The following is a 16347-nucleotide window of genomic DNA, read 5'->3' on the forward strand; positions in this document are numbered from 1 at the left end:
CTGTACTTCCAGCTTTATTTGCCTGTCGTGCTTGCTCGCAAAGAAAGGATTTAATCATTGCGTGACTTTCTAATCGGCCAGGCTCCAGGTATATTGAGCAGTTTTACTTGGGTTGTAATAACTATGGATGGAGTAATAGGCCAGTATTTTACAACTGACCGAAACAGGCAGATACTTTCGCAGACGGTGAGCAAGGTTCGCGGTGGACTAGATGCGATTAGAGATAGTGATAACGAGAAGCACAAGTTTCTTCTTGAGTTTATAGGGACTACCCTTTATCACATCAATAGCTATCCTGAGGCTTTCGATGAGCGGTGCATAATGAATATTGCGTCGGTAGGTGATAGGTTCATGGGTGAGGTCAAAAGCTTTAGCTTAAATATGGAAGATGCAGAGCATCTTTTTGCTTATTGCTATAGATTTGTGATTGAGTTTCAACTTAGCAGCCCAAATGCAATATCGTCGGAGCTGTTGTCTATTCTCGCTCGCGTTTCCGATTTTGAGTATGGCTCCGCATCGAGCCAAGTACGATATGCTGGGCACCAAATGCTGGTTAATGTGGTTCAGCATTATCTTTACCATCCAAGTCTTACTTCCCTAAAGAATCTTCCTGAAGTAATCAAACGCTCAGAATCCGAGCGCTCTGAAGCTGAGAAATCAATTGGTGCCAGGGAGGAACGTGTCAAGGCTCTGGCCGAAAAGCTTGAAACATATGAGACCGCGTTCAATTTCGTTGGGCTTTATGCCGGTTTCAAGAGTTTGAGGGTTACGAAAGTAAGTGAGAGAAGGTGGAATTTTTTCTATTTGCTGGTTCTGGGGACTCTACTTCTGGTTCCGGTGGTTTTAAAGTTCTTCGCTACGTTAGAGGCGCCTGCGAGCCATGGGCCTGATTATGTCGGTTTGGCTGCACTCGCTGGTTTGGAGTTGCTGATTCTTTATTTTTTCAGGGTGGCGCTTCAAAATTTCAAATCCATTAAGGCTCAGCTTCTTCAAATTGACCTGAGAATGACTCTTTGTCAGTTTGTTCAAAGTTACGCCGAGTATTCGAAAGATGCGCGAGCTGGCAGTCCTGGGTTGCTAGAGCGTTTTGAGCAAGTTGTGTTTAGCGGTATTGTGAACGACGAAAGCGCTATTCCTTCCACTTTTGATGGTTTAGATAAGTTGGCCGAAGTTGTCGGGAAACTCCGTAAGTAATACACGGCACAGTGGTTGGGTCTGCAGGCGTGGAGAGCCGATTCCCAACTAGGGGAGGAGGGGCTCGCTGCCTAGACCTAGGTTAGGCAGCTGGCGACTGGTCCAGCAGGAAGTCCATCTGTGCAGCGCCTTCGATCCAGGCTGTATCCAGACGCTGGCGGGCTATGGCGGCGTATTCTGGGTTCAGCTCGCAGATGACCGATTGCCGGCCTTCCTGCATGGCGACGAGTGCAGTGGTGCCGGCACCGCCGAAGGGGTCGAGCACCATCCCGCCGCGCGGGGCGCCGGCAAGAACGCAGGGCCGGATCAGATCCGGCGGGAAGGTCTCGAAGTGGGCGCCCTTGAATCCATTGGTGGCCACCGTCCAGACGCTGCGCTTGTTGCGAGTGGTGTCGTAGTCGATGTCCTTGCGGCCAGGTCTGTGCTGCCCGGTCTGGCCATGATCGCCGCAGGAGTACTTTGTTTCCCTGGCGAAGCTGTTGCGCTTGCTGCCAACAGTTCGGGGCTTGGGATCGGTGTCGTAGCCGTGCCCCCATCCCACCCCGTTGTTGCGCGGTACCACGTTGCCCGAAACCGTCCGGGTACCTCCGTTCGAGTTGTCAAAGGTTGAGCCGTCGACATAAGCGCCGCCACGAAAAGTAGAGGCCGATCCCTTGCCGGTCAGGTTTGCGGGCTCCCTGATCGCACTTTGATCGAAGAAGTACTTCGGCGACTTGCTCAGCAGAAACAGGTACTCATGAGACTTGGTGCAGCGGTCGCGCACGCTTTCGGGCATCGGGTTCGGCTTGGCCCAAACGATGTCCTGCCGCAGCTACCAACCGTCATCCTGCAGGGCGAAGGCCAAGCGCCAGGGCATGCCCAAAAGGTCTTTTGGCTTCATTCCATCATCAGGCCGCGTCTCCATAGCTCGACCTTCTGACTTTTTGTCAGGAGCGCGCCACGTCCTCCCGCCGTTGGAGTAGCTGTCGCCCATGTTCACCCAGATCGTCCCGTCGTCCCGCAGTACGCGGCGCACTTCGCGGAACACGGCGACCAGGTTGTCGATGAAGTCACGCGGCGAGGCCTCCAGGCCAATTTGGCCATCTACTCCGTAATCTCGAAGTCCGAAGTAGGGCGGACTGATGATGCAGGTGTGCGCTGATTGATCCGGCAGCGTCCGCATCATCTCGATGCAGTCGCCCACCAGGATGCGGTGTTGCTGGGCCATGTTGTGGTCCTTGCGTACAGGCGCCGCCCTCGCCGGGGAGGCGTTATCGTTGAATAGGGGAAGGCGCTGGCGGGCAGAGCCGTGCAGTAATTTGTGGTGGTATGCTGCGCCACTTACCAAACAAGGAGAGTGGTAATGGGGTTGCGGGAAAGTCGTGCAGCGTTGAAGGAGTGGTTCATACCGAAGCGCAGGCGCTGGGTCGGCGGAGCAATGGTTGCAATCTGGGTTATTGGGCTGATCATCCACCCGGCTATTCACTGGAGCTGGGGCAACATCGGTGGACTAGGGCTGTTCTGGTTTATCAGCGCTTGGCCGCCGGAGCTTCACGAGAAGCGTTAAGGCGTTGGCGGGCAGCGTCGGAGGGGCAGGCAGAGTAGCGATTCTTGTGAGCCCGCGACGTTGAAGCCATCTCGGTGTTGCTGGATCGGTTTTCTGTGGGCATGGGGATACCTCGCGGTTATGCTCGCGACTTCAATGGAGGGAAGTCATGACAGTTGACGTTGATGCGAAGGGACGACCAATCGACCAGGTGTGCAAGCACTGCGGTCGCTTATTCACCGCTCAGAAATTGCGCAAGCACATCGACACCTGCAAAGGCCCGGTTGGCCTCAAGGTTTGCGATCTGTCTGGTGCAGCTCGAGCCCGACGGGTGCGCCTGCTCTTTAGTCCCAAGAAGAAAAAGAAGAAGGGGCGTAGCGTTTTCACCGTGAACGGAGGTGCTTACGGGCTGGGCAAGAGCCGCAAGCATTAAACGGCCTTCATCAAGGCTTCGATGACGCGCTGCCCGGCTAGCGGCGGCACTGCATTTCCCGCCATGTGCATGGTCAGGCGGTGGTTGTCCGGGCGCAGTGTGTCGGCTGGGAACGACATCGCCGCCAAGGCCTCGCTGGCGCTGAGCATCCTCATGCGGTCGCCGTCGACTAGCGCCCAGCGGTCTAGGGTGGTGATGGTGCCGATCGGTCGATTGATGTCGCGGCCGGTGGTGCCAGATCCCTTGCCGTAGTAGGGCATGATGAACCGGTCGCCGAAGCGCTGGCGCCCGTTGCGCACCCTGTCGAGTGTGGCCTGGGCCCGGCCTGGTTTCTCGATCTGCGACCACCGTCCCCCGTCGAAGTCGAGGAAGCTGGCTGCCGGCACATGTCGTTCCTGTGGCAGCTGAAGCATCAGCGGCGCCTTGCTGCGTGTCAGCACCATGAACAGGTGCACTCGGTGCTGCGGCACTCCGAGGTCGGCGCAGTCCACGATGTGCGGCGTTGCCTGATATCCAAGGGCCTGGACCGCCTGAAGCCAAGCGGGATAGAGCACCCAGTCGGTGAACTCAGGAACGTTCTCGATCACTGTCGCTTGTGGCCGGTGGAACTCAAGTGCCGATACCGGCGCCCAGGCTGTCGAACGCGAGCCGTCGTGTTCCGGGTTACCCGACTTCTTGCCGCGCGCCTTGGCGTGGCCCTGGCAGCAGGGTGAGGCTAGTAAGATGTCGTGTGCCGGCACCTGCTCCCAGCGTGCCTGGTGCAGGTCCTGGCAGACGTGCTGTGTTTCGGGATGGTTGGCGCTGTGCCATTCAACGGCTACCGGCCAGTGGTTTGCTGCCCAGAGAACCTGGACGCCTGCGGCGCGGGCGCCGGTGCGCCATCCGCCGGGGCCGGCGAATAGGTCGATTGCTTTAATCATGTGAATGTCCGACGTGACAAAAGCCGATTCGATGGGTACTTTGCGTGGGCAAAATGCCATCAAGGAGCTTTAAATGTTTGAACCAGAAGGAAAAGCGGCGGCGACTAGACGGGAAGTTAAGCGAAGAATCTTCCTTGCCTTCGCTGCCACCGCCGTCTCGTTGGGGTGGGCAATACTGTGCTTCTTTGTCCCGGTAGGGACAGACCCTGGCGATTGGTTCGCACGCTCCGGGGCAATTGTGACTGTGTTTGCGCTCCTGAATGAGTCGCAGCTGTCCGAAGAAATAGGTCGGCTGACCAATGAGCTACGGGTGGATTACCTCGGTATTTTGAATGGCTTGAGGGTCGCAACTGTGTTTTCTGCGGCAGCAGGAACGTTGGTGTGGGGATATGGAGATCTGCTTTTCTCCTAACTTACTGAACTCCGGCGCTGGTGGGCAGCGCCGGAAGATCAGGCCCGGCGAACCTTGAAGCCGAACATGCACTCAATGTCGTGGTACTCGCAGCGCTCGTAGGCCTTGTACTTAGCCTGCGACGGCGTGCTGGCGAATACGTCGACAATTGTTCGATTGGTGATGTCCCACCAGTCCCAGCCGGCAACGAGCACCTGGTAGCGCTTCAGCGGCAGCTTTTCAGCCATCTCGCCGTACTGCATCTCCCAGGCGGGGTGGTAGTTGCGAATGCGCTTCTTCGGATCGCTGTCGAGGACGACGCCGATGTAGTGGCCTCGGTCGGCCATGATCACGCCCGGCTCGCCGTTGGCGATAACGCGGCGGCCGATCTCGGCCGGCACGTCGTAATGGCGGCGAACGTAGTCGCAGTTGTAGTTGCTCATCGAAACCTCCGGGTCAGGCGGCTTTCGCTTCGCCCTGCTGGGCGACGATCGCCTTGGCGGCGTGGTTGATCAGGTACAGCCGGTTGATCAGGCTGTCGCGCGGCTTGTCGATGGTGATCTCCCAGTAGTCGCAGCCCAGGCCAAGCTCTTCGTGGTGCTCGCCCATGAACATGCTGGCTTGCTCGACGTAGCTGATGTCGTCGGCCTCGCTCAGGCGGTCATTCAGCGAGTCCCAGAAGTCGCGGCCATTCCCGTCATATTCAATGGCTGCGAGATGCTCTTTAACCAGCTTCCGGAGCTCATCCCAGCGGCCGGCCTCGTGGCGTCCGCCGTCGTTGCGCATCCACTCGGGCAGGGCACTGTACTGGTCCTCGTCGACTTGCTCGCAGACCTGGCTGCATACGCCAGTCACCAGTGCCGCGCGGAAAGCGTGCTCGTCAAACTCACGCTCGCGGCAGTGCTCTTCAAGCTTCGAGTGGATGTAGTATCCGATGTCGTCACCGGCCAGGAATTCGATGCCGTAGAACAGGCCGACGTTGAAGGTCAGGCCGTCGATGTCACCGATCGTTTCGATACCGAAGCGGGTGATCAGGATGTCGAAAGCGTAGCTGGTGGTTCGCGGTGCCTTGCAGCGCCAGGCCTTCAGCTGGTCGGTGTCAGCCAGCACGGTGTATTCGTGGTCCTTCAGGCACTCGGCGGCGCGGTCGCGGCGTTTGGCTTTTTCGGCTTTGCGCTGGGCGATCCATTTTTGGTGGCGTTGTTCGTCATTCATGGCTTTCTCCGCGCTTGCGCAGCCCTCTGTGGCCGGTGCGACCTTGGTGTGGTGGCTTTTTGAAATTGGTTGGTGTTTGATGGCCGGCCGGCATGGAGCCGGGTTATGGAGCAACTATGAAAATTCGTACCGAGCACCAGAATTTGGGTGCTGCTTTAATGCAGATTGCCGAGGATGATCGCTTTACAGCAATCAACTCCTTACGCCTTGAGGGCAAGAAGGTAAACAACGCTTTCCTGATCAACGCTGATACGTGTCTTTTCCTGAAGTACAGGCAAGAGCCAAATGGCGTTCACGCCGAGTACCTTTTCAACTTCTCTTCGGACGTCATTGCAGCGATAGAAAGCGCAAAAAAGCACTACAAAAAGGTTTTTCTCGGCCTGGTGTGCGTGGAAGGACAGGAGGTTTGCTGCATCGACTCCTTCCAGTTTGATGATATGGTAAGCGCAAGGGCGGAAACATTTGGCGGGAGCGAAGATAGCTATCAGGTATTGGTAACGATGCCCAACGGCAAAAGTCTTCGCGCATACATGAACGCGGCTCGCACTAGGGGTTATGTGGCCGGGGAAAAACTCATCATCTCTAGGAGTCGCTTCCCCTCAGCTCTCTTTGAGTGAGCCCGATGAACGCTTAAAACGCCCCCGCAAAGCGAGGGCGCGATCATCGTTTACTTCGCGTCAAAGGTGCCCAAGGATAGCTGCGCGCCGGTGCCAATCTTGGTGTCGAGCACGGACTTGAATTCTTGGGCGGTGGCCTCGCGCTGGGCTTCCTCGCCGATCCAGCGCAGCTTCAGCACCGGTTGCGAGCCGCCGGTGATAACTGACACGCGCAGGCGGATCACTTGCTCGCCAAGGCCTTCGAACGGAATGACCTTGAAGTCCAGCCAGGCCGGTAGGGTGAATCGCCCTTGGTTTCGTAGACACCTCCAAGCCTCATAATGAGGCCCAAATAGGAGGTGCCATGAGTCGTCAGCGTTACCCCGAAGAATTCAAGATCGAAGCGGTCAAGCAAGTGACCGAAAAAGGCAAACCTGTCGCCGAGGTCGCCCAGCGCCTGGGCATGTCCGTGCACAGCCTTTACGCTTGGATCAAGGTCTACAGCAAGCCCCAAGAGCAGCGTCAGCAAGACAATGATCAGCAGGCTGAACTGCGCAAGCTGCGCGCTGAACTTAAGCGGGTGACAGAAGAGCGAGACATCTTAAAGAAGGCCGCCGCGTACTTTGCCAAGGAGTGCGGCTGAAGTACGCCTTCATCAACAAGCACTCGACGGATTACCCAGTGCGTCGCCTTTGCCAAACCCTCAAGGTGCATCCCAGCGGCGACTACGCTTGGTTGGCCGAGCCTCAATCTGCCCGAGCCAAAGAAGATCAGCGCCTGCTTGGCTTGATCAAGCAGGCCTGGTTAGAAAGCGGCGGCGTGTATGGCTATCGCAAGATTCACGATGACCTGCGAGAGCTAGGAGAGATCTGTGGGCGAAATCGAGTCGGTCGCTTGATGCAGGCAGAGGGGCTGCGTTCGCAAACGGGCTATCGCCGTCGTCCTGGGTTTTATGGCGGAAAACCAACAGTGGCATCGCCCAACCATCTGGCCCGGCAGTTCAAGGTCAGTGAGCCGAATAAGGTCTGGGTGACCGATATCACCTACATCCGCACCTATGAAGGGTGGCTGTACCTGGCGGTAGTGCTGGATCTGTTCTCTCGCCAAGTCATTAGTTGGTCAATGAAGCCCAGGATGAGCAGCGACCCGGCCATCGACGCCATTCTGATGGCCGTGTGGCGACGCAAGCCACAGCAGCAAGTGATGATTCACTCAGACCAAGGCAGTCAGTTCAGTAGCTCAGATTGGCAAAGCTTCCTGAAGGCCAACAATGTGATCAGCAGCATGAGCCGACGGGGAAACTGCCACGACAATGCCGTAGCCGAGAGCTTTTTCCAGCTTTTGAAGCGGGAGCGAATCCGACGAAAGATCTACGCAACGCGTGACGAAGCCCGAAGTGATATTTTCGATTACATCGAGATGTTCTATAACCCCAAGCGTCGACACAGCAGTGCTATGCAGCCGTCGCCAGTAGAGTATGAGAAACGCTATTTCCTGAGCTTGGAGAGTGTCTAGGAAACCAGGGGCGATTCAGTGCTGTGCCTCGTGGCGGCTGCTGTTCAAATCGCGATTACCCGTTTTCAGCGTGCGCCACGTAAAAGCGCCCAATCATAAGCACTGCGGTTAAAGCAAAGGCGGTCACGCGTTAGGTGCCGCCTTGTCATTCCACGAGCTCAGCGCTTCATGCCCAGTTCCGCATCATCCATCAGCGTCTTGGCCAATGCGCTCAGGTAATGCGCAGCCCAGATCATCATCGGTTTTTCATCCATCAAACCGACAATCGTCAGTTCCCGCACATACCCCATCAGCTCCGACGCCTGCTCCCGAGCGCTCTGGCAAGGAATGCCGGCTTCGATGCGAAACAGTGGGTGCGTGTGGTTTTCACCCTGGTAGAAAGTGGTCTTGCGGTCGTTTTTGCGTTTGGTTCGTCAGTAGCCATTGGTCCATCTCCCTGAAGCACCAGTCTTTCGGCTTAGTGCAGCGTTCGCGGTTCGTTCGGTATCTGCACCTGAATCAATGCGGACTCAAGCAACAAACGCAGCGACTCGAGTTCATGCGCCGTCGCCATCATCAATACCGCTGCAGGTGATTTGGGTTGCAGCAGCATCGCTTGTTGCGAAACGGCGAGAGCACAAAGTAAGTAGTTCGAGGTTTGGACGAGGGTGTCTTCGAGGGCGTGGAGGGTGTGCGGTGGATCGGGGACCATTTTCAACATTGTTCAATTCCCTATTGGTGCTGCCACCTGTCAGCCGTCAAGCAGAAGGGTGGCAGCTGTACGTGGGTTGACGGACCGGCGGAATTGAGAAACTCCGGCGCACGCAAGCGTGCCCGCACGTACAGCCACCATAAAGAGGTGCCATAACTCAAATCCATCGCGGCCCGTCAAAGCCGAGTCGCTCATGTGCAGCGACAGGAGCAGATTAGAGTCCCGATAGGGCACCCGCAGGAAAATAGGCGGCAACAGTGTCTTTGGGAAATGCCCTACAACAAAGCGAAAAATTCAGTTTTCCCGAGGTGTTAAGACATCATTTGGGGAAGGGCCGCAAGGCGGCCCCGGATTTCAGCGGCACATCAACAATTGCTGGGGCTGCTTTGCAGCCCATTCGCGGCACAAGGCCGCTCCTACAAAGGGCCGTGTAGGGCAGGCGATCACTTGATCAGGGGTACACCGCTAAGCCTTTGCAGCTCATCGAAGTCGATATCCGCACAGATTTCGACCACTTTCAGGCCTTCGGGCGTCACTTCCAGCACGGCCAGGTCGGTGTAGATACGGCTGACGCAAGCAATGCCCGTCAGCGGGTAGGTGCACGCGGGCACCAGCTTGCTTTCGCCGGTCTTGGTCAGGTGGTCCATCATCACGAACACCTGGCGGGCGCCGGTGGCCAGGTCCATCGCGCCGCCCACGGCAGGGATCGAGCCTTCGGCACCGGTGTGCCAGTTGGCCAGGTCGCCCTTGACCGAGACCTGGAAGGCACCCAGCACGGCGATGTCCAGGTGGCCGCCACGCATCATCGAGAACGAGTCGGCATGGTGGAAGAAAGCACCTCCGGTCAGCAGGGTCACGTGCTGCTTGCCGGCGTTGATCAGGTCATCGTCTTCCTCGCCCGGCGCTGGGCTTGGGCCCATGCCCAGCAGGCCGTTCTCGCTGTGCAGGAACACTTCCTTGTCGCCCAGGTAGTTGGCCACCAGAGTCGGTGCGCCAATGCCCAGGTTTACGTACGCGCCTTCCTGGATATCTGCGGCCACGCGTTGGGCCATCTCGGTGCGGGAGAGCTTTTTGGTGATGGTCATGGCAGGCCTCAGACAGCTTTGGCGATCGAAGAAGCGGCAGCGCCGGTGACGGCGACCACACGTTGGACGAAGATACCCGGGGTGATGATGTGTTCCGGGTCCAGCTCACCGAGTTCGACAACCTGGTCGACCTGGGCGATGGCGGTCTTGGCGGCCATCGCCATGATCGGCCCGAAGTTGCGGGCGGCCTTGCGGTAGGTCAGGTTGCCCCAACGGTCGCCCTTGTGCGCCTTGATCAGCGCGAAGTCGGCATGCAGCGGCATTTCCAGAACGTACATGCGGCCGTCGATTTCACGGGTTTCCTTGCCTTCGGCCAGCAGCGTGCCGTAGCCGGTCGGCGAGAAGAACGCACCGATGCCCGAACCGGCTGCGCGGATACGCTCGGCCAGGTTCCCTTGCGGCACCACTTCCAGTTCGATCTTGCCGGCCCGGTACAGTTCGTCGAACACGTAGGAGTCGGATTGGCGCGGGAACGAGCAGACCACCTTGCGCACGCTGCCCGCCATGAGCAGGGCGGCCAGGCCGATCTCGCCGTTGCCGGCGTTGTTGCTGATGATGGTCAGGTCGCGAGCACCGGTTGCGATCAGGCCATCGATCAGCTCGGACGGCATGCCGGCAGTGCCGAAGCCACCGACCATGATGGTCGAACCGTCGGTGATCCCTTCCACCGCGCTGGCGATGGACTCGTACGTTTTATTGATCAAGGCGAGCTCCTGGTTGTTCCTGGAGTTGTGGTTGTCGGGCTGGCCGGAGCGCATGAAGCGATGGGGCCTGTCAGCGCTTGAAAGTGTTTGCTGACTTTCGCTATAGCGTGCCGCAAGATAGGGCAACAGTAGAGGGGGTTTGGCGGAATTGGTGCGATTATCGAACTGTTGTGCGATGTGCGAGCAGTTGCGGTGAGCATCGGAACCCCCATTGACCAAGGAGACGCCATGATCCGGCTGGCCGTAGCCACTGATGAGCCCGAGATCAGACATTGCGCCGAACAGGCCTACGCTCGCTATGTGCCGCTCATTGGGCGCAAGCCAGCCCCGATGACCGCGGACTTCGCCAGGCAGATCGCGCAAGGGGTGGTCTACGTTGCGGCGGATGACCAGGCGAACTTTCAGGGCTTTATTGTCTTCTATGCCGAAGAAGGGCATTTGCTGCTGGAAAACGTGGCGGTCCTGCCCAGTGCAGCCGGGCGTGGGGTAGGAAAGGCGCTGATTGGCTACTGCGAAAATGCCGCCCGGCAACGGGGGCTAAGCACTGTCCATCTCTACACCAACGAAATGATGACCGAGAACCTGTCGATTTACCCCAAGCTCGGCTACGTAGAGGTGGGCAAGCGTACAGAAGACGGTTTCAAACGGGTTTACTTCGAGAAAACCCTCGTACCCTGATACCCCATTCATGCACGCATACAAAGCATGCCCCGCACAGGGGCAATGCGTATTGCGCCCCAGCTTGAGGCATCATGCAGTAAGCCCCGTTTAGAAGTTGAACCTGCAAATGCCAGAATCCACCAACCCCAACCGCGCCATCTACGACCTGGACATGCTCCGCACCGTGGTCATGGTGGCCGACTGCGGCAGTTTCACCACCGCCGCCGCGCGCCTGCATTCCACCCAGTCCACGGTCAGCCAGAAGGTGCGCCGGCTTGAGGAAATGGTTGGCCAGCAGTTGCTCGACCGCAGTAACCGCGAGGTGCGCCCAACCGATGCGGGGGAAACACTGCTGGGTTACGCGCGGCACCTGCTGGCGGTGAGCAGCCAATTGACCGAAGCCATGTCGGGTGGGGTGACGGTGACCGTGCGTATCGGCCTGCCGGACGATTTTGTCGCGGGCAAGACGATGCAGGCGCTGGCTGCGTTCAACCGGCGTAACCCGACAGTGAAGCTGGAGATCACTGGTGGCCTGAGCCGGGACCTGATGAGCACCTATGACCGAGGCGAGCTTGACCTGGTGCTGATCAAGCAGCGGCGGCATAGCCGTGAGGCCAATGCGTGCCAGCCGGAGCGCATCGAGTGGATCGACAGTGCGCAGTACCCGTGTTTTGCCCAGGACCCGATCCCGCTGGTGACTTTTCCACCGCGGGGCTTGTACCGGGATGACATGATCGGTGCGGTCGAGGCGATGGGGCGCAGTTGGCGGATCGCATTTACCAGCTCGAGCCTGGCGGGGATTCAGGAGGCGGTGGCCAATGGCTTGGGGGTGAGTCTGTTGCCATCGCGGGTAGTGACGGCCAGACATCGGGTGCTGGGGGCGGAGGAGGGGTTCAAGCCGATCAAGGTGTTTGAGGCTGCGATTTTTCATCGGCCCACCGCAGACCCGATGGTCATGGCGTTGGCTGAGATCCTGATCGGGATTTTGCGGGCTGAGGCGGAGTGAGTCATGGGCCGGCGCTGGGGCGCGCAGCGGCCCTGATGTGCGGCTAGCGGCGTAGCTCGGTAGCAAACTGTGCAGCCTTCAACTGCAACTGCGCAGGCCCGCCCCAGAATGCGCCGTGGCGCACGATCACACGTTCATGAATGGCTGCCGCCACCGCCGCAGCCGCATTCGGTGCCTTGAACAGCACGAAACTGGCCTCGTTGCCAACCTTCAAACCATAGTCCTGCTTGCCCATCACCCCGGCACTGGCTTCGGTGGCCATCTCCAGCGCAACCCGCAGTTCTTCGTCGGTATTGAAGCCCGAGCGATAGCTGATCAGCATCGCCCGCTGCAGCATGTCGCCATTGCCGTAAGGCCACCAGGCATCCTGGATGTTGTCGTTGCCGGTGAACACCCGCACCCCCCCCGCACGCAGGCGTAGTACAGGCGGGAAGGCGTGCTCGCCCGGGGCGTTGGTCATGATCGATACGCCGGCGCCGGCCAGCACTTCGGCAGTGCGGTCGACCACTGCGTCGGATACGTCGCCCAGGCCATAGGCGTGGCTGACTGCCACCAAACCTTGCATGCCCAGGGCAGTGGTGCGCGCGGCGATGCGCTCGAGCTGGGCGATGCAGATGTCGCCGGGTTCATGCAGGTGGATATCGACCTTCACGCCATGCCGGTCGGCGATGCCGAATACGATGTCGAGCTGGGCTTCGGCGTCGCCGTCCAGGGTGGTCGGGTCGATGCCACCGACCACCTGCACACCTTCGCCAATGGCCGCTTCCATGACTTCGGCAGTGCCGGGGCAGGTCACGACGCCGGCTTGAGGGAAGGCGACCAACTCGATGTCGAGCAGGTCTTTCCACTTGTCCCGGGCTTGCAGCATGGCGTGCAGGTTGGTGAGGCCTGTGGTGGCGTCCACGTCCACATGGCAGCGCATGGCCAGGGTGCCGTAAGAGGCGGCCTGGCGCATCAGCGCGTCGGCACGCTCGACGATTGGCGGGGCGCTGGCGAGCTCGCGTTTTTCCACGGCCAGGCGTTCGCGCAGGCTGGTGACGGGTTGATGCGGGCGCCAGCGGTCGCCGACGAAGCTCTTGTCCAGGTGGATGTGGCCGTCGACGAAGCCAGGCAGGGCCAGCAGGCCCTCAAGGTCGATGGTCTCGCGGGCTGGCGTGCTGGCGCGTTGCGGGCCGATGTGGGTGATGCGGCCGTTGCTGACGGCGATGTGCAGGGGCTGGCCATCGGCGTCGATGGCATTGATGAACTCACGGTCGTTCATGATCGGGCCTTTTTTACTGAGGCTTATGAGACGTATCACGGTAGGGGGGATGTGGGTATGTCTCCAATTAATTATCAGGATCGGGTGCAGTGCATTTCTGGATGCAGGCGGGCGGTGTGGCGTGCATTAAAAAGCCCACTGAAGTCGATTCCGATAATTAACTTTCAATGCCTTCGATCTCGGCCCAGGATTGCCACGAGACCCGCCCAGCCGCCAGCTACGGCGCCTTTCAGGGCCGGTCGCCACACACAATAAAAACAAATGCCGTGTCGGAGTCCCCCATGACCCAAGATTCCAAGCTGCTGCGTGCCGCGCTGATTTTCATTGCCTGTACTGCCTTCATCGTCTGTGGCGTGCAACCCATCTTCATGGGGTTGGTCACCGAGCAGCTTGGCCTGTCACTGGACCAGCAAGGCTGGGTGGTGTCGGTCGAAATGATCGGCATGACGCTGGGCACGTTACTCTGCCCATTGCTGATGAAACGCCATGGCGGCCGCAGCCTGTGCCTATTCGTCGGCGCGCTGTGCGTGGCACTTAGCATTGCCACCGCCTATGCCAGCAGCAACGCAATGTTGCTCAGTGTGCGCCTGGCGGCCGGCACCTGCGCGGGGCTGGTGTACGCCTACGCGGTGTCCACGTTGGGCCGCTTGCCCAATCAGGACCGTTCGTTCGGGCTGATGCTGTTGCTGCAAACGCCGGAGTACTCGCTGTTTTCCGCGGCGCTGCCCTTGCTTGCCGCACAGAGTGGAACAGTAACCGCCTTGTGCGCGTTCGGCCTGTGGTACCTGTTGATCTGCGGCGCCAGCCTGGTGCTGCCGCGCCGCCCGACCGTTGCGGTGGCCAATCAAGAAGGCTCACCCGCCCAGGGTGGTTCGGCGCGCACGGGGCGCACTGCGTTGGTGGGCATGTTGTTCATGCAGATCGCCATCTATTGCGTGTGGGGCTTCATCGACCAGTTGGCGCGGGACCAAGGCATCGAGGGTGTCGATATTGGCTGGGCGTTCGGCCTGTCAGCCATTGGCGGCCTGCCTGGGGCCGGGTTGCCCAGCCTACTGGGCGCGCGGGTTAACCGCCAAGTGATGATTGCCGTGGGCCTGGTCGCCGTGTTCATTTCCATTGCCATGCTCACCGGCCATACCCGCACGCCGATGCAGTTGTTCGTGGCGTTGTTGCTGATCAACTTTGGCTGGGTGCTATCGCTGTCTTACTACATGGCGTTGATCACTACCAACGACCCGACTGGCAAGCTCACGCCGTTGGTCAGCATTACCTTGATGGGGGCCGCAGCGGTGACACCGGCGCTGATTGCCCTGTTGGTGGAAGGGTCGAACCAGCAACTGATCTTCTTGCTGGGGACTGGGGCGTTGGTGATTGCCTTTGCGGTTACCTGCCTGGGAGCGGGGATCAAGTTTGCCCGGCATGGAACTGCACATAGCTAAAGTCACAGTGCATCGCGCGGCTTGCCCCGGTACACCCGCAGCACATCCGCCATCACCGCCAGGGCAATTTCCGCTGGCGACTTGCTGCCCAGGTCTAGCCCGATCGGCATGTGCAGCCGCTCGATCTGCTTGTCGGTCAAACCGCCAATCCGCTGCAGCCGCTCGGCGCGGCGGGCTGATGTGGCCGCCGAACCCATGGCGCCGATGTAGAACGCCGGCGTATGCACCGCCTCCATCAAGGCCAGGTCGTCGATTTTCGGATCATGGGTCAGCGCCACTACCGCAGTCGCCGCATGGCAACCCCCGGCAGCGATAAACAGCGAGGGCAGCACCCGATGCATCTGTGCGCCCTCTATGTCGATACCCGCCATCTCCTCGCGCGGGTCACAGGCGATGACTTCGCAGCCCAGGGTGCGGGCAATGTCGGCACAGGCTTCGGCGACTGGCGACAGCCCAGCCAGCACCAGCCGCAAAGCGGGGCCGATGCCAATATGCACGGCGCTGTCGTCCATGCGCACGGCAACGCCATTGTCGCCCTGCAGGCTGAAATCACCCGCCGGCAAACCGACCCTGCGCGTCACCCGCTGCTGGCCCAGCAGTGCCCCGCGCAGGGCTTGCAGATGTTCCAGCCACGCGCCGTCCGCCTGCCGCCGCTCCACCAGCACCACCAGGACGCCGCCACACGGCAGGCGCAGGCGCCGGCTCTGTTCCTGGCCATCGCCATAGCGCACCACCTGCGCGGGTTGGGTGAACGCGCCGTGCCCGAGGCTGGCGAGGAATTCCTCTTCCACGCAGCCACCGGACAATGAGCCAACCCACTCATGTGGGCTGCGGCAAACCAGCATCGCACCGGGCGAGCGGGGGGCCGAGCCGTAGGTGGACAACACGGTGCACAGCCACACCGTATCCCCGGCTTGGGCCCATTGCAGGGCCGTGTCGATCACCTGCAGGTCGAGATGCTGCATGTTCCGCTACCTCGCTCGTATCGTGTCAGCCCAGCCGAAAAAGCCGCGCATTGGCCCAACGTCTGTGGCAGTGTTGGGTATCTGGCCAGCCCCACAGGGACCGACATGCAAACTCGCAAAACCGGTGTTCGCGCCCAGCAGGCCGACCGCACCCGGGACAACATTCTCAAGGCCGCGGTGAAGGTCTTCAGCAAGGAAGGCTTCACCGGCGGGCGCATCGAGCAGATCTCCACACTGGCCAAGTCCAACGACCGGATGATCTATTACTACTTCGGCAGTAAAGAAAAGCTGTTCATCAGCGTGCTGGAGCACATCTACGCCAGTTTCAATCAGGCCGAAGCCAAGCTGCGCCTGGACCTGGCCGACCCGGAGCAGGCCTTGCGCGAGCTGGTGGCGTTCATCTGGGACTACTATGTGCGCCATCCCGAATTCGTCACCATCCTCGCCACCGAAAACCTTCATCAGGGCCTGCACGCGCGCAAGTCGCAAAACCTCCGGGCGCTGTCCGGCGAGGCGGTCGGCGTGCTGCGACCGATCATCGAGGCCGGGCAGGCCAAGGGCCTGTTCCGCGACGACATCGAGATCACCCACGCTTACTTGATGATTGCCTCGCTCTGCTACTTCTATAATTCCAACCGCCATACCCTCAGCTCGTTCCTGGCCGTGGACCTTGCCGACCAGCAGGCCAAGGCCGACTGGTTGGCATTCATCAGCGACCTGGCCCTGCGCGGCCTGCGCCGCTGAGCC

At 59.7% G+C, this 16347-nt stretch carries 18 protein-coding genes and 3 pseudogenes; 10 read left to right on the top strand and 11 right to left on the bottom strand.

Going from position 1 to position 16347, the window contains the following annotated elements; genetic code table 11:
• Positions 1 to 57 precede the first annotated feature (57 nt).
• Entirely contained in the window at positions 58 to 1194 is a 1137-nt protein-coding gene (locus tag ACNFBR_RS06775; RefSeq protein ID WP_416734190.1) for a hypothetical protein, read from the top strand.
• Between the two features lie 82 nt (positions 1195 to 1276).
• Here the strand turns inward: ACNFBR_RS06775 and ACNFBR_RS06780 are convergent.
• Positions 1277 to 2401 (bottom strand): annotated as a pseudogene (locus ACNFBR_RS06780) (DNA-methyltransferase).
• A 135-nt stretch (positions 2402 to 2536) separates the two neighbouring features.
• On the opposite strand from ACNFBR_RS06780, the gene ACNFBR_RS06785 reads away from it, so the two are divergent.
• The gene (locus ACNFBR_RS06785; RefSeq protein WP_416734191.1) at positions 2537 to 2740 is read left to right on the top strand and encodes a hypothetical protein; all 204 of its coding nucleotides are present in this window, start codon (positions 2537 to 2539) and stop codon (positions 2738 to 2740) included.
• Between the two features lie 148 nt (positions 2741 to 2888).
• On the top strand, positions 2889 to 3152 hold the full coding sequence (locus ACNFBR_RS06790) for a C2HC-type zinc finger protein (RefSeq protein ID WP_416734192.1): 264 nt from the start codon (positions 2889 to 2891) through the stop codon (positions 3150 to 3152).
• On the opposite strand, the gene ACNFBR_RS06795 is transcribed toward ACNFBR_RS06790, so the two are convergent.
• A complete protein-coding gene (locus ACNFBR_RS06795) occupies positions 3149 to 4072 on the bottom strand; it encodes a DNA cytosine methyltransferase (protein ID WP_416734193.1) in 924 nt (307 codons plus the stop codon). The genes ACNFBR_RS06790 and ACNFBR_RS06795 overlap by 4 nt on opposite strands.
• Before the next feature lie 73 nt (positions 4073 to 4145).
• Here ACNFBR_RS06795 and ACNFBR_RS06800 point away from each other — a divergent pair, with 73 nt between their 5' ends.
• Positions 4146 to 4484, top strand: a complete 339-nt coding sequence (locus ACNFBR_RS06800; RefSeq protein WP_416734194.1) for a hypothetical protein — start codon at positions 4146 to 4148, stop codon at positions 4482 to 4484.
• 38 nt (positions 4485 to 4522) lie between these two features.
• On the opposite strand, the gene ACNFBR_RS06805 is transcribed toward ACNFBR_RS06800, so the two are convergent.
• Positions 4523 to 4906: a hypothetical protein gene (locus ACNFBR_RS06805; RefSeq protein ID WP_416734195.1), complete on the bottom strand. Its 384-nt coding sequence runs from the start codon at positions 4904 to 4906 to the stop codon at positions 4523 to 4525.
• Positions 4907 to 4919: 13 nt separating this feature from the next.
• Positions 4920 to 5678 (bottom strand): hypothetical protein, encoded by a 759-nt coding sequence (locus ACNFBR_RS06810; RefSeq protein WP_416734196.1) that lies wholly within the window; start codon positions 5676 to 5678, stop codon positions 4920 to 4922.
• A gap of 116 nt (positions 5679 to 5794) precedes the next feature.
• On the opposite strand from ACNFBR_RS06810, the gene ACNFBR_RS06815 reads away from it, so the two are divergent.
• Positions 5795 to 6295 carry a hypothetical protein gene (locus tag ACNFBR_RS06815; RefSeq protein ID WP_416734197.1) on the top strand — a complete coding sequence of 167 codons (501 nt, stop codon included), beginning with the start codon at positions 5795 to 5797 and terminating at the stop codon, positions 6293 to 6295.
• 50 nt (positions 6296 to 6345) lie between these two features.
• On the opposite strand, the pseudogene ACNFBR_RS06820 reads toward ACNFBR_RS06815, so the two are convergent.
• Positions 6346 to 6576, bottom strand: a pseudogene (locus ACNFBR_RS06820) (DUF2303 family protein); the annotation flags it as partial.
• A 62-nt stretch (positions 6577 to 6638) separates the two neighbouring features.
• Between ACNFBR_RS06820 and ACNFBR_RS06825 the strand changes: the two are divergent.
• Positions 6639 to 7789, top strand: a protein-coding gene (locus tag ACNFBR_RS06825; RefSeq protein WP_416734198.1) for an IS3 family transposase whose coding sequence is annotated in 2 segments (ribosomal slippage) — positions 6639 to 6873 and positions 6873 to 7789 — 1152 coding nt in all. Because the reading frame shifts where the segments join, the coding sequence is not laid out codon by codon here.
• 158 nt (positions 7790 to 7947) lie between these two features.
• On the opposite strand, the pseudogene ACNFBR_RS06830 reads toward ACNFBR_RS06825, so the two are convergent.
• The 4 genes and pseudogenes from ACNFBR_RS06830 to ACNFBR_RS06845 all read right to left on the bottom strand — a co-directional run bounded on the left by ACNFBR_RS06830 (position 7948) and on the right by ACNFBR_RS06845 (position 10269).
• Positions 7948 to 8213: pseudogene (locus ACNFBR_RS06830) on the bottom strand (DUF3077 domain-containing protein).
• A gap of 33 nt (positions 8214 to 8246) precedes the next feature.
• Positions 8247 to 8489: a hypothetical protein gene (locus ACNFBR_RS06835; protein WP_416734199.1), complete on the bottom strand. Its 243-nt coding sequence runs from the start codon at positions 8487 to 8489 to the stop codon at positions 8247 to 8249.
• A 434-nt stretch (positions 8490 to 8923) separates the two neighbouring features.
• Positions 8924 to 9565 (bottom strand): 3-oxoacid CoA-transferase subunit B, encoded by a 642-nt coding sequence (locus tag ACNFBR_RS06840; RefSeq protein ID WP_416734200.1) that lies wholly within the window; start codon positions 9563 to 9565, stop codon positions 8924 to 8926.
• A gap of 8 nt (positions 9566 to 9573) precedes the next feature.
• Entirely contained in the window at positions 9574 to 10269 is a 696-nt protein-coding gene (locus ACNFBR_RS06845; RefSeq protein WP_010954768.1) for a 3-oxoacid CoA-transferase subunit A, read from the bottom strand.
• A gap of 228 nt (positions 10270 to 10497) precedes the next feature.
• On the opposite strand from ACNFBR_RS06845, the gene ACNFBR_RS06850 reads away from it, so the two are divergent.
• Both ACNFBR_RS06850 and ACNFBR_RS06855 read left to right on the top strand, forming a co-directional pair.
• Complete coding sequence (locus tag ACNFBR_RS06850; RefSeq protein ID WP_416734201.1) at positions 10498 to 10947, top strand: GNAT family N-acetyltransferase; 450 nt, start codon at positions 10498 to 10500, stop codon at positions 10945 to 10947.
• 109 nt (positions 10948 to 11056) lie between these two features.
• Entirely contained in the window at positions 11057 to 11935 is an 879-nt protein-coding gene (locus ACNFBR_RS06855) for a LysR substrate-binding domain-containing protein (RefSeq protein WP_416734202.1), read from the top strand.
• Between the two features lie 43 nt (positions 11936 to 11978).
• Here ACNFBR_RS06855 and ACNFBR_RS06860 read toward each other — a convergent pair whose 3' ends face one another.
• A complete protein-coding gene (locus ACNFBR_RS06860; RefSeq protein WP_416734203.1) occupies positions 11979 to 13196 on the bottom strand; it encodes an amidohydrolase family protein in 1218 nt (405 codons plus the stop codon).
• A gap of 281 nt (positions 13197 to 13477) precedes the next feature.
• Here ACNFBR_RS06860 and ACNFBR_RS06865 point away from each other — a divergent pair, with 281 nt between their 5' ends.
• Positions 13478 to 14635 (top strand): MFS transporter, encoded by a 1158-nt coding sequence (locus tag ACNFBR_RS06865; RefSeq protein WP_416734204.1) that lies wholly within the window; start codon positions 13478 to 13480, stop codon positions 14633 to 14635.
• Between the two features lie 2 nt (positions 14636 to 14637).
• Here the strand turns inward: ACNFBR_RS06865 and ACNFBR_RS06870 are convergent, their stop codons facing one another.
• Positions 14638 to 15600 carry an XdhC family protein gene (locus ACNFBR_RS06870; RefSeq protein ID WP_416734205.1) on the bottom strand — a complete coding sequence of 321 codons (963 nt, stop codon included), beginning with the start codon at positions 15598 to 15600 and terminating at the stop codon, positions 14638 to 14640.
• 105 nt (positions 15601 to 15705) lie between these two features.
• Here ACNFBR_RS06870 and ACNFBR_RS06875 point away from each other — a divergent pair, with 105 nt between their 5' ends.
• A complete protein-coding gene (locus ACNFBR_RS06875; protein ID WP_416734206.1) occupies positions 15706 to 16344 on the top strand; it encodes a TetR family transcriptional regulator in 639 nt (212 codons plus the stop codon).
• The last annotated feature ends 3 nt before the right edge of the window (positions 16345 to 16347 follow it).

The organism is Pseudomonas sp. NY11955, assembly GCF_048068035.1.
Classification (GTDB): Bacteria; Pseudomonadota; Gammaproteobacteria; order Pseudomonadales; family Pseudomonadaceae; genus Aquipseudomonas.